Origin of the sequence: Arthrobacter arnarulunnguaqae, assembly GCF_051262515.1 — a bacterium.
GTDB lineage: Bacteria > Actinomycetota > Actinomycetes > Actinomycetales > Micrococcaceae > Arthrobacter_N.
The window spans coordinates 11,903-23,197 of record NZ_JBIMER010000018.1 but is presented as its reverse complement, the minus strand read 5'-3'; the positions used below and the strand labels follow the sequence as shown (position 1 = coordinate 23,197).

The window sequence follows — 11,295 nt, the reverse complement described above, 5'->3', positions numbered from 1 at the left end:
CCTAGAACTCCCAGTCCTCGTCTTCGGTGTTCACGGCCTTGCCGATGACGTAGGAGGATCCCGAGCCGGAGAAGAAGTCGTGGTTCTCGTCCGCGTTGGGACTCAGAGCCGACAGGATGGCCGGGTTCACGTCCGTGACGGAGGCCGGGAACATCGCCTCGTAGCCCAGGTTCATCAGGGCCTTGTTGGCGTTGTAGTGCAGGAACTTCTTGACGTCCTCGCTCAGCCCGACGCCGTCGTACAGGTCGTGCGTGTACTGGACCTCGTTCTCGTACAGCTCGAAGAGCAGCTCGAACGTGTAGTCCTTGAGCTCTTGCTTGCGCTCCTCGCTCAGGGACTCGATGCCCTTCTGGAACTTGTAGCCGATGTAGTACCCGTGGACGGCCTCGTCGCGGATGATCAGGCGGATCAGGTCGGCCGTGTTCGTGAGCTTGGCGCGCGAGGACCAGTACATCGGCAGGTAGAAGCCGGAGTAGAACAGGAACGACTCCAGCAGCGTGGAGGCGATCTTCTTCTTCAGCGGATCGTCGCCGTGGTAGTAGCCCTCGACGATCCGGGCCTTCTTCTGCAGGTTCTCGTTCTCCGTGGACCAGCGGAACGCGTCGTCGATCTCCTTGGTGGAGGCGAGCGTGGAGAAGATCGAGGAATAGCTCTTGGCGTGGACCGACTCCATGAACGCGATGTTCGTGTAGACGGCCTCCTCGTGCGGGGTGATCGCATCGGGGATGAGCGAGACGGCGCCGACGGTGCCCTGAAGCGTGTCCAGCAGCGTCAGCCCGGTGAAGACGCGCATGGTGAGCAGCTTCTCGGCCTCGGTGAGCGTCCCCCACGACTGGACGTCGTTGGACAGCGGGATCTTCTCCGGCAGCCAGAAGTTGTTGACCAGTCGGTTCCACACCTCGACGTCCTTATCGTCCTGGATGCGGTTCCAGTTGATCGCTTCGACGTGGCTGAGCAGTTTGACCTTCTCGGTCATGTCATCCCCTGACTTTCCTTGAGCATTGCAAAGGGTAATTCGAATCTATGCGTACGACGGCGGGTGGCACCCGCCGTCGTACGTGTGCGCCAGCGGCGACTACAGCATGCAGGAGACGCAGCCCTCAACCTCGGTCCCCTCCAGCGCGAGCTGGCGGAGACGGATGTAGTAGAGCGTCTTGATGCCCCTGCGCCACGCGTAGATCTGCGCCTTGTTGATGTCGCGGGTCGTGGCGGTGTCCTTGAAGAACAGCGTCAGCGACAGGCCCTGGTCCACGTGCTGGGTGGCGGCCGCGTAGGTGTCGATGATCTTCTCGTAGCCGATCTCGTACGCGTCCGCGTAGTACTCCAGGTTGTCGTTGTCCAGGTAGGGCGCCGGGTAGTAGACGCGCCCGATCTTGCCCTCCTTGCGGATCTCGATCTTCGACGCCACCGGGTGGATCGAGGAGGTGGAGTTGTTGATGTAGGAGATCGACCCGGTCGGCGGAACGGCCTGCAGGTTCTGGTTGTAGATGCCGTGCTCCATGACGGACGCCTTCAGCTCCAGCCAGTCCTCCCGCGTCGGGATGTGCACGCCGTCGAAGAGCTCGCCGACGCGTTCGGTCTGCGGCACCCACTCCTGCTCCGTGTACTTGTCGAAGAACTCGCCCGTCGCGTATTTCGAGTCGGCGAAGCCGCCGAAGGCCTCCCCCTTTTCCATGGCCAGCCGGTTGGAGGAGCGCAGGGCGTGGAACAGCACGGTGTAGAAGTAGATGTTCGTGAAGTCCAGGCCCTCCTCGGAGCCGTAGTGGACCCGTTCGCGCGCCAGGTAGCCGTGCAGGTTCATCTGGCCGAGGCCGATGGCGTGCGACTGCTCGTTGCCCTCGGCGATGGACGGGACGGAGGAGATGTAGGACATGTCCGACACGGCGCTGAGGGCGCGGATGGCCGTCTCCACCGAGGCGCCCAGGTCCGGCGAATCCATCGCCTTGGCGATGTTCATCGAGCCCAGGTTGCAGGAGATGTCCTTGCCGACGACGTCGTAACCCAGGTCCTCCGCGTACACGGACGGGGAGGACACCTGCAGGATCTCCGAGCACAGGTTGCTCATGGTGATCTTGCCCTTGATCGGGTTCGCGCGGTTCACCGTGTCCTCGAACATGAGGTACGGGTAGCCGGACTCGAACTGGATCTCGGCCAGGGTCTGGAAGAACTCGCGGGCGCTGATCTTGGTCTTCTTGATCCGCGCGTCGTCGACCATCTCGTAGTACTTCTCCGTCACGGAGATGTCGGAGAAGGGCACTCCGTAGACGCGCTGGACGTCGTACGGGGAGAACAGGTACATGTCCTCGTTCTTCCTGGCCAGCTCGAACGTGATGTCCGGGATCACGACGCCGAGGGACAGGGTCTTGATGCGGATCTTCTCGTCCGCGTTCTCCCGCTTCGTGTCCAGGAACCGGTGGATGTCCGGGTGGTGGGCGTGCAGGTAGACGGCGCCGGCCCCCTGGCGGGCACCGAGCTGGTTGGCGTAGGAGAAGCTGTCCTCGAGGAGCTTCATCACGGGGATCACGCCGGAAGACTGGTTCTCGATCTGCTTGATCGGGGCGCCGTATTCGCGGATGTTCGTCAGCGAGAGGGCCACGCCACCACCGCGCTTGGAGAGCTGCAGGGAGGAGTTGATGCCGCGGGCGATCGACTCCATGTTGTCCTCGATGCGCAGCAGGAAGCAGGACACGAGCTCTCCGCGCTGGGCCTTGCCGGCGTTGAGGAACGTCGGCGTGGCCGGCTGGAAGCGGCCGTCGATGATCTCGTCGACCAGCTGGGTGGCCAGCTCCTCGTCCCCACGCGCGAGGTGCAGGGCGACCATGCACACGCGGTCCTCGTAGCGTTCCAGGTAGCGCTTGCCGTCGAACGTCTTGAGCGTGTAGGAGGTGTAGAACTTGAAGGCGCCAAGGAAAGTCTCGAAGCGGAACTTCTTCTTGTAGGCGCGGGAGAACAGATCGCGCACGAAGTTCATCGTGTACTGGTCGAGCGTTTCGCGCTCGTAGTACTCGTGCTTGATGAGGTACTCGAGCTTCTCGTCCAGGTCGTGGAAGAACACCGTGTTGTTGTTCACGTGGTCCAGGAAGTACTGGCGCGCGGCCGCCCGGTCGGCGCCGAACTGGATGCGGCCGTCCTTGCCGTAGAGATTCAGCATGGCGTTGAGCTCGTGGTACCCGAGCCCTTCGAATGCGGCGGGCATTTCCTTGCCGTCCGTGGTCACGGCCGGCTCTGCGACTGTTGTGTCCAAAACTGTTCCAATCCTTGGCGTACGAGGTCCACGTCTTCCGGCGTGCCCATGAGTTCAAATCTATAGAGAAGCGGAACGTCGCACTTGGCGGCGATCTTGCGCGCGGCAAGGCAATAGGAGGTTCCGAAGTTGGTGTTGCCGGCGCCGATGACGCCGCGCAACAAGTCCCTGTTCCCCGCGTTGTTGAGGAATCGCAGGACCTGTGGGGGAATCGAATGCCTGCCCTCCTCGCCACCGTAGGTGGGAAGAAGCAGGACGTAAGGACCGGTGGCCACGAGTTCCGGTTCGCTCGCGTAGAGCGGTATCCGGGTCGATTCGAGACCCAATTTTTCGACGAACCGCTGCGTGTAGCCGGAGGCCGAGGAAAAGTGGACCAGGGACGTGGCCGTGGTGGTTGTGCCGGCTCCGTCCGGGGACCGGTCCCGTGAGGACCGGCCCGGGGCCACCGCTACTCCTCGTGGCATGGGAACCGCCTTGATTGCTTGCTGGGGTGCTGCCTAGGCGACGGAGGACGTCGCGGCCAGCGCGAGCTCGTTGATCTTGTCCGGGCGGAAGCCGGACCAGTGGTCGGCCTCGGTGATGACCACCGGCGCCTGCATGTACCCGAGGGCCCGGACGCGCTCCAGCGCCTCGGGATCCTGGGAGATGTCCACGCTCTGGTAGGCGATGCCCTTCTTGTCCAGTGCGCGGTAGGTTGCGTTGCACTGAACGCAGGCTGGTTTCGTGTAAACCGTGACGGTCATGGCCCTGATCCCCTCATGCGAAATGTCTGTTTAAATGGTTCCGGTCCGGATGCCCGACCGCCCTGGACCACGGCGTCAAACGGGGCAATTTCGGGCTCTTTCCCGTACCGACCCCCTAGGCCGCTCCAGCGATTTCAATACTACATGTAGTGCAGTCGGGGTACGCCGACCCCTAGATGATGTATTACAAGTATGTCATTCGTGGACTCCATAGTCCACAGCCCATGTGGAGAAAAGACAGCCGTTCTCCCCCGCGAATCCGGAGTTCCGGCGCGACCGTCCACAGGCTGTGGAGTCGGAACCCATAGGCGCGACTCATGGCGTGTCGAGCGCGGCTCGGCGTGTCGTCGACAACGGTTTTCCAATTGATCGCCCCGCCATGCGCGGACCGACCCAACGCGAAGGCACCCCGGTCGGATGACCGGGGTGCCTCGATGCGATGCGTCCCTTTGGTGGAGGTAAGGGGATTCGAACCCCTGACCTTCTGCATGCCATGCAGACGCGCTACCAACTGCGCCATACCCCCAAACGGGTGCCGTCCGGCCGGAGCGATCCGGTGGACAACTCATCCATCATAGGGCACCGGAAAACCGGGGTGCAAATCCCGGCAGGAGGGCGGCGCTAATCCTGCTCGGCGGCTTCCTGGACCGTATCCTGCTCGATAACCGGCTTGCCCGGTTCTCCCGTGGTGGGGAGCTCGATCGACGGGCAGTCGCTCCACAGGCGATCCAGGGCATAGAAGACACGGTCCTCCTCGTGCTGGACGTGGATCACGACGTCGAGGTAATCGAGCAGGACCCACCGGCCCTCGCCTCGACCCTCGCGGCGGACGGGACGCAGGTCCATCGACTCCCCGAGCGCGTGCTCGATCCCGTCGACGATGGCATTGACCTGGCGTTCGCTGGAAGCCGAGGCGATGAGGAACGCGTCGGTGATCCCGAGGCGTTCGCTCACGTCAAGCGCGACCAGGTTCTCCGCAAGCTTGTCCGCCGCGGCGAGCGCGGCGATGCGGATGATTTCGAGGGAGTGGTCTGCAGAGGCCATGGGGCTCCTTAGTAGGTGTTGCAGACGCCAGGCGGCGCCTAGCGTGAGTTCATCATCAGGATCAGGCCGGTCACGAGCGTTGCCGCTCCCACGACCAGCGATCCAAGGACCACGAGAGCCAGGCGATTCGCCCGACGCACTCCGGCGGTCATGTAGTCCAGCGGATCCAGCCCCTGGGCCGTGACGGCTTGAACGGGTATGGCATCGGGCCGGACCGCCGCTCCGACTTCGGGTTCCGTGGGCCCGACCGGCGGTTTCGCCGCCAGCTCGAGCCGAAAACCGCTGGTTTGCGGTCCGCGGACACCCGTGTTGGCCAGGTCCTTCTCCGCCTGTTGGTCCCGAAGCTGGGTCATGGAGCCCGTAAACGGGTCCGAGCGCACCTGCTGCAGACGTTGCGAGTTGGCTTGTTCGAGGCGGCGGCGCTCGGCGACCCGTCGATTGATGACCGCCGCGCGCGCGGCATGTTCGCGTTGCTTGGCGAGTCGCTCCAGGTTCATCAGCCCGGTGTCGTCGGGTGCCGACTCGTCAGCGTCCTCGTCCGTGCCGGGTGTCAGCCCCATCAGCTCGCGCCGCGCCGCGAGCGCCGCCTCGACGCTCATGCCGTCGTCGTTGGCCTCGGCCGAATTTTCTTGCGCCGACTCGGCCTTGGCCACCGCAAGCGACTGCAGCCGCAGCTGCCGGCGCGTCACGGGTCCGGGGCTCGCCCCCGGCGCGGCCTCGGAAGCCGTGCCCGTCTCGAGACGTCGCCGGGTACGCAGTGCCTCGCGGTCCCGGGCCCGTTGCAGGGAGGTGCGTTCGGGCACCGCGTCGACCGGAGCGTCCGCGGCACGGCGCGACCGGTTGGCGCGGGCGACCCGTGCCGCGGTGGCGTCGGTCGGTTCGGCTATGGGGGCGTGCTGGGGAGCCGCTGGGTCTTCGGGCGACGAAGGATTGTGTTCGACGCCGTCGGCCGACGAACGCTCGTTGCGGCTCGCGGCCTCCCCGGCTCGTCTCTTTTCGCGCAGGGACCGGCGGCTCACCGCGGGCCCTTGGTCGTCGCTCATGCTATCCATTCCCGGCTAGGCGCTGTCGTCTCCGCCGTCGTCACTATACAACTCGTATTTGGCGATGTACTGAACCACCCCGTCCGGCACGAGGTACCAGACCGGCTTGTCGGTCTGTACCCGGGTCCTGCACGCGGTGGACGAAATGGCCATCGCGGGCACCTCCAGCAGGCTGACGTCCTGCCGTCCGAGGTCGGGAAGTTCGTGTCCCGGTCGGGTGACGCCCACGAAGTGCGCCAGACTCCACAACTCGTCGATGTCCTTCCACGAAAGGATTTGCGCCATCGCGTCGGCACCCGTGATGAAGAAGAGGTCTGCCTCGGGGCGGAGTCGGCGAAGGTCCCGCAACGTGTCGATGGTGTACGTCGGCCCGGGACGCTCGATGTCCACGCGGCTGACCGTGAAACGGGGATTCGACGCCGTGGCCACCACGGTCATGAGATACCGGTGTTCGGAATCCGTGACCACGCGGTGCGACTTCTGCCACGGACGGCCCGTGGGCACGAACACCACTTCGTCGAGATCGAATTCCGCGGCCACCTCGCTCGCGGCGACCAGGTGCCCGTGGTGGATGGGATCGAACGTGCCTCCCATCACCCCCAGGCGAAAGGGCCGCGCGGAGCCCTTTGCCTCGGTTTCGCTAGTGATGCTCGACGCCGTGCTTGTTGGCGTGCTGGCGGTGGGCATCCGGAATCTCTGCGTGGATCTCGTGGCGCCGGCCGACGTTGGAGAAGGAAACCGTGACCAGAAGCATCAGAAGGAACAGCGCCATGATGCTGCCTCCGACCAGAAGGGCTGTGCCGGTCGCGGACTCGGCTTCGACTTCCGCCGCGCTGGCCAGCACTGCTGCGAACTGCTGAGTGAGCATGTCTCTCCTAGTTTGGTTCCGTCCACGCGGAGGACCCGGTCGGGGGCGCGCGAAACTGATCTTGCTTGGGCTCTATCGTACCTACTGGGCCAAGGGTCTACGAACGGACGTGGCCGTCGCCCTGAACGATCCACTTGGTGGTCGTCAGCTCCCGCAGGCCCATGGGGCCGCGCGCGTGCATCTTCTGCGTCGAGATGCCCACCTCGGCACCCAGACCCAGCTGTCCACCGTCCGTGAAGCGCGTGGATGCGTTGACGATCACCGCCGCGGAATCGACTTCGGCGACGAAACGCTCCGCGTTGACCAGATTGTTGGTAAGGATGGCCTCCGTGTGTCCCGTCGACCAGCGACGGATGTGCTCCAGTGCGTCGTCCAATGTATCCACCACCGCGACGGCGAGGTCGAGGTCCATGTATTCGGTGGCCCAATCCTCGTCGGTGGCCGCCACTGTGGGGGTGTCCCCCGCGATGCCCGCGGCGCGGGGGTCGGCATGGAGCCGTACACCGGCCGCGGCCAGCGCGGCGAGGACAGCGGGCGCGGCGGTGGAACCGGGGTGTACGAGCAGGGTCTCGACCGTGTTGCAGACCGACGGCCGTTGTGTTTTGGCGTTCAGGAGAATCTCGACGGCTGCGGCCTCGTCCGCGGATTCGTCCAGATAAATGTGCACATTGCCCTCCCCCGTCTCGATGACGGGAACCTGGGCGTTCTTTACCACGGACTGGATCAGGGACCGTCCGCCGCGCGGAATCAGCACGTCCACTTTTCCGCGGGCACCCATCAGCGCATTGGCACCGGCGCGCCCGTATTCGTCCACGCTCTGCACCGCATCGGCGGGGAGCCCCGCTTCGCGCAGGGCATCGCGGATGAGATGCACCAGGACACGATTGGTCTCGGCGGCCGCGGAACCGCCCCTGAGCAGCACTGCGTTGCCGCTCTTGAGCGCCAGGCCTGCGATGTCGACGGTAACGTTGGGACGGGCCTCGTAGATGGCGCCAACGACTCCCATCGGGACGTAGACCTGCCTCATGCGGAGCCCGTTGGGCAGCGTCTGCCCGCGGAGGACGCTGCCGACGGGATCGGGCAGGGCGGCGAGTTCATCCAGGGCACCCACCAGGGCGTCCACGCGGGAATCGTCCAGGCGGAGCCGGTCGAGCAGGGCGTCGGAGGTGCCGGCCGACCGCTCGCGGTCGAGATCCCGCCCGTTCGCCTCCAGCACCGGGCGCCGCCCGGCATCCAGCGCCCGGCCGATGGCGTTGAGTCCCCGATCCTTCCAGTCCCGGTTCGCGCGTGCCAGATGGCGCGACGCGAGGCGTGCCCGGTCGGCCATGGCGGCAACGGCCTCGACCGCGGAGGGCCCCGTCGGTGCCACCGGAGGCGTCCGGGTCGTCTCCGTCGCCGCGTGGGGCGCGGATGGGGAGGGGGCGTCGGCGGGCGCGGCTTCTTCAGCCTGGTGGACATGCTGGGTCATGGCACCAGTTTAGTACCCGGGCCGTCGGGTGCCCGCATGTTGCGGCCCGGCGCCTGCGCTTAGACCAGGACGAGGTCGTCGATGTGGACGACGGACCGTTCGTAGTGCGGGCCGAGGTTCCGCGACAATTCGCGCGTGCTGCGCCCCAGCATCTCGGGCAGCTCGACCGACGAGTAGTTGACGAGGCCGCGCGCGACGACGGTCCCTGCGGCGTCGGCGATCTCGACGGGGTCCCCGGCCTCGAAGTTGCCCTCCACGCCCGTGATGCCGGCGGGCAGCAGCGACCTGACGCCGGAGGCAACCGCGGCAACGGCGCCGTCGTCGAGCACCAGCCTGCCCTGCGTGCTGGCGAGGTGCGCGAGCCACAGCATCCGGGCCGGCCTGCGGTTGCCCCGCGAGGCGAACCAGGTGCCGACGTCCTCGCCGGCCAGGGCGCGCGCCGCGTTGCCGGTGGACGTGACCAGTGCCGGGATGCCGGACTCGGCCGCCATGGTGGCGGCCTCGACCTTCGTGGCCATCCCGCCCGTTCCGACGCCGGCCTTGCCGGCGCTGCCAATGCGCACACCGGCAAGGTCGGAGGCCGAATCGACCCGCGGAATGCGTGACGCTCCGGCCTGCGGAGGACCGTCGTAGAGTGCGTCGACGTCCGAAAGGAGCACCAGCGCATCGGCCTTCACGAGGTGCGCGACGAGTGCGGCGAGGCGGTCGTTGTCCCCGAACCGGATCTCATGGGTCGCGACCGTGTCGTTCTCGTTCACCACAGGCACGACGCCGAGGGACAGCAGGCGGCTCAGGGCCCGGAACGCATTGGCGTACTGCTGGCGACGGATCAGGTCGTCGGCCGTCAGAAGCACCTGGCTGACGTTGACGCCGTGGGCGCCGAAAGCCTGGGTGTACCGTGCCATGAGCAGTCCCTGGCCCACGCTGGCGGCGGCCTGCTGCGTCGCCAGGTCACGCGGCCGGCGGGCGAGGCCGAGCGGAGCCAGACCGGCGGCGATGGCACCGGAGGACACCAGGATCAGTTCCGTCCCCGCATTGCGGACCGCGGCCAGTCGGTCGACCAAAGACGCCAGCGCGGCCTCCGAAATCCCTCCGCCGATGGTGGTCAACGACGAGGAGCCGACCTTCACCACCACCCGGCGCGCGCGGGCCAGGTCCGCCGGCTCGCTGACCGCGGACGGCTTCCGGTTTTCCCGCATGGCTACTCGCCGTCTGCCTGCGGACGCTGCTGGTGCTTGTAGTTGACGGACTCCGTCCAGACGCCGGCCTTGCGATCGGCCTCTAGTTCGTCCCGAGCCGCGGCACGGCGGTCCTTGCGGTCCTGATGGTCCTGTTTCTTCTGCTCGCGCGTGGGCCGGTTGAGCTCTTCGAGGCGCACGTCGTGGCCGCGCCGCGATCCGAGCAGCTCGGCGCCCGCGGCCATGGTGGGCTCCCAGTCGAACAGCACGCCCTCGCGGTCGTCGCCGATGACCACGGCGTCGCCGGGCTTGGCGCCCATGCGGAACAGCTTCTCTTCGATGCCGAGCTTGGCCAGGCGGTCCGCCAGATAGCCGACTGCCTCGTCGTTGGTGAAGTCGGTCTGCTTGACCCAACGCAGCGGCTTCTCCCCCAGTACCCGGAAGAGCGGCTCGAGGTTGCGCTCCTCGCGGCGGATGTCGAAGCCCTTGGAGTTCACGGCCCGGGGACGCAGGACCGGAACCGGTGCGATCGGCGGGGCCGCATCGATGAGCTTTCGGGCCTCTTCGACCAGCCCGGCCATCGCGAACGTCAAGTCACGCAGTCCCGTGCGGTCCAGCGCCGAGACCTCGAAGACTCGGTATCCGCGTTTTTCGAGTTCGGGCCGCACGAAACGGGCCATGTCGTCGCCGTCGGGCATGTCGACCTTGTTCAGGGCAATCAGTCGCGGGCGTTCGTTCAGCGGAATGATCTGCCCGTCGACCCCGGCGAAGCTGGAATCCACCTCGTAGGCGTCGAGCTCCGCCTGGATGGTGTCGAGGTCCGAGATCGGATCTCGGTCCGACTCCAGGGTGCCGCAGTCGAGCACGTGGACCAGCGCCGCGCAACGCTCGACGTGGCGGAGGAACTCGTGGCCGAGGCCGCGTCCCTCCGAAGCGCCCGGGATCAGGCCGGGCACGTCCGCGACGGTGAAGCGGACTTCGCCCGCCTGTACGACGCCGAGGTTCGGAACGAGGGTGGTGAACGGGTAGTCCGCGATCTTGGGACGCGCGGCGGAGATGGCCGCAATCAGGCTGGACTTGCCCGCCGACGGGTAGCCGACCAGCGCGATGTCCGCGACGGTCTTCAGCTCAAGGACGATGTCGCCCTCGGTGCCGGCGATGCCGAGGAGCGCGAAACCGGGTGCCTTGCGCTTCTGCGAGGAGAGCGCCGAGTTCCCGAGTCCGCCGAGCCCGCCGGACGCGGCCACGTACTCCGTTCCCTCGCCCACGAGGTCGGCGAGGATGTTTCCGCTTCGGTCCTTGACGACCGTTCCCTCGGGAACGGGAAGGATCAGTGTTTCGCCGTGCTTGCCGGGACGCATGTCCCCCTTGCCGCCTTCGCCGTTGCTCGCATGGCGGTGCGGCAGGTGGTGGTAATCGAGCAGCGTTGTGGTCTGCGGGTCGACACGCAGGATCACGTCGCCGCCATTGCCGCCGGCCCCGCCGTCGGGACCGCCCAACGGCTTGAACTTCTCGCGCTTGATGGAGACACAGCCGTGGCCTCCGGTTCCACCGGATACGTGAAGGACCACGCGGTCTATGAACGCTGCCACTGACGGGACTCCTCTTTAGGGTGCGCCGCCGGGGCGGCGGCGCGATGTTGCCGATATGCGGGTACTGCCGAAATGCAACAGGAGGGCGGGCCGAACGGCCCACCCTCCAGTCTAG

General features: G+C 66.3%; 11 protein-coding genes and 1 tRNA gene. All 12 read right to left on the bottom strand.

The features are described 5' to 3' along the window. Position 1 precedes the first annotated feature (1 nt). Positions 2 to 976, bottom strand: a complete 975-nt coding sequence (nrdF, locus tag ACHAAJ_RS13415) for a class 1b ribonucleoside-diphosphate reductase subunit beta (RefSeq protein WP_435728692.1) — start codon at positions 974 to 976, stop codon at positions 2 to 4. A gap of 99 nt (positions 977 to 1,075) precedes the next feature. Then, complete coding sequence (gene nrdE, locus ACHAAJ_RS13410) at positions 1,076 to 3,196, bottom strand: class 1b ribonucleoside-diphosphate reductase subunit alpha (RefSeq protein ID WP_435728727.1); 2,121 nt, start codon at positions 3,194 to 3,196, stop codon at positions 1,076 to 1,078. 17 nt (positions 3,197 to 3,213) lie between these two features. Beyond that, on the bottom strand, positions 3,214 to 3,708 hold the full coding sequence (gene nrdI, locus ACHAAJ_RS13405; protein ID WP_435728691.1) for a class Ib ribonucleoside-diphosphate reductase assembly flavoprotein NrdI: 495 nt from the start codon (positions 3,706 to 3,708) through the stop codon (positions 3,214 to 3,216). A gap of 33 nt (positions 3,709 to 3,741) precedes the next feature. Further along, complete coding sequence (nrdH, locus tag ACHAAJ_RS13400; protein ID WP_435728690.1) at positions 3,742 to 3,987, bottom strand: glutaredoxin-like protein NrdH; 246 nt, start codon at positions 3,985 to 3,987, stop codon at positions 3,742 to 3,744. Positions 3,988 to 4,437: 450 nt separating this feature from the next. Further along, positions 4,438 to 4,513, bottom strand: a tRNA-Ala gene (locus tag ACHAAJ_RS13395). A 95-nt stretch (positions 4,514 to 4,608) separates the two neighbouring features. Beyond that, positions 4,609 to 5,031 carry a ribosome silencing factor gene (rsfS, locus tag ACHAAJ_RS13390; protein WP_435728689.1) on the bottom strand — a complete coding sequence of 141 codons (423 nt, stop codon included), beginning with the start codon at positions 5,029 to 5,031 and terminating at the stop codon, positions 4,609 to 4,611. Positions 5,032 to 5,069: 38 nt separating this feature from the next. Then, on the bottom strand, positions 5,070 to 6,074 hold the full coding sequence (locus ACHAAJ_RS13385) for a hypothetical protein (RefSeq protein WP_435728688.1): 1,005 nt from the start codon (positions 6,072 to 6,074) through the stop codon (positions 5,070 to 5,072). 15 nt (positions 6,075 to 6,089) lie between these two features. Beyond that, positions 6,090 to 6,761 (bottom strand): nicotinate-nucleotide adenylyltransferase, encoded by a 672-nt coding sequence (nadD, locus tag ACHAAJ_RS13380; RefSeq protein WP_435728687.1) that lies wholly within the window; start codon positions 6,759 to 6,761, stop codon positions 6,090 to 6,092. Then, positions 6,715 to 6,942 carry a hypothetical protein gene (locus ACHAAJ_RS13375; RefSeq protein ID WP_435728686.1) on the bottom strand — a complete coding sequence of 76 codons (228 nt, stop codon included), beginning with the start codon at positions 6,940 to 6,942 and terminating at the stop codon, positions 6,715 to 6,717. Before ACHAAJ_RS13375 ends, nadD begins: the two co-directional genes overlap by 47 nt. 97 nt (positions 6,943 to 7,039) lie before the next feature. Further along, positions 7,040 to 8,410: a glutamate-5-semialdehyde dehydrogenase gene (locus tag ACHAAJ_RS13370; RefSeq protein ID WP_435728685.1), complete on the bottom strand. Its 1,371-nt coding sequence runs from the start codon at positions 8,408 to 8,410 to the stop codon at positions 7,040 to 7,042. Positions 8,411 to 8,469: 59 nt separating this feature from the next. After that, positions 8,470 to 9,609, bottom strand: a complete 1,140-nt coding sequence (gene proB, locus ACHAAJ_RS13365) for a glutamate 5-kinase (RefSeq protein WP_435728684.1) — start codon at positions 9,607 to 9,609, stop codon at positions 8,470 to 8,472. 2 nt (positions 9,610 to 9,611) lie between these two features. Continuing rightward, positions 9,612 to 11,180: a GTPase ObgE gene (gene obgE, locus ACHAAJ_RS13360; protein ID WP_435728683.1), complete on the bottom strand. Its 1,569-nt coding sequence runs from the start codon at positions 11,178 to 11,180 to the stop codon at positions 9,612 to 9,614. Positions 11,181 to 11,295: the final 115 nt, after the last annotated feature.

Bases quoted from the DNA above. Each gene is read 5' to 3' on its own strand.
- nrdF (WP_435728692.1), bottom strand. From the start codon at position 976: ATGACCGAGAAGGTCAAACTGCTCAGCCACGTCGAAGCGATCAACTGG.
- nrdE (WP_435728727.1), bottom strand. From the start codon at position 3,196: ATGCCCGCCGCATTCGAAGGGCTCGGGTACCACGAGCTCAACGCCATG.
- nrdI (WP_435728691.1), bottom strand. From the start codon at position 3,708: ATGCCACGAGGAGTAGCGGTGGCCCCGGGCCGGTCCTCACGGGACCGG.
- nrdH (WP_435728690.1), bottom strand. From the start codon at position 3,987: ATGACCGTCACGGTTTACACGAAACCAGCCTGCGTTCAGTGCAACGCA.
- rsfS (WP_435728689.1), bottom strand. From the start codon at position 5,031: ATGGCCTCTGCAGACCACTCCCTCGAAATCATCCGCATCGCCGCGCTC.
- ACHAAJ_RS13385 (WP_435728688.1), bottom strand. From the start codon at position 6,074: ATGAGCGACGACCAAGGGCCCGCGGTGAGCCGCCGGTCCCTGCGCGAA.
- nadD (WP_435728687.1), bottom strand. From the start codon at position 6,761: ATGCCCACCGCCAGCACGCCAACAAGCACGGCGTCGAGCATCACTAGC.
- ACHAAJ_RS13375 (WP_435728686.1), bottom strand. From the start codon at position 6,942: ATGCTCACTCAGCAGTTCGCAGCAGTGCTGGCCAGCGCGGCGGAAGTC.
- ACHAAJ_RS13370 (WP_435728685.1), bottom strand. From the start codon at position 8,410: ATGACCCAGCATGTCCACCAGGCTGAAGAAGCCGCGCCCGCCGACGCC.
- proB (WP_435728684.1), bottom strand. From the start codon at position 9,609: ATGCGGGAAAACCGGAAGCCGTCCGCGGTCAGCGAGCCGGCGGACCTG.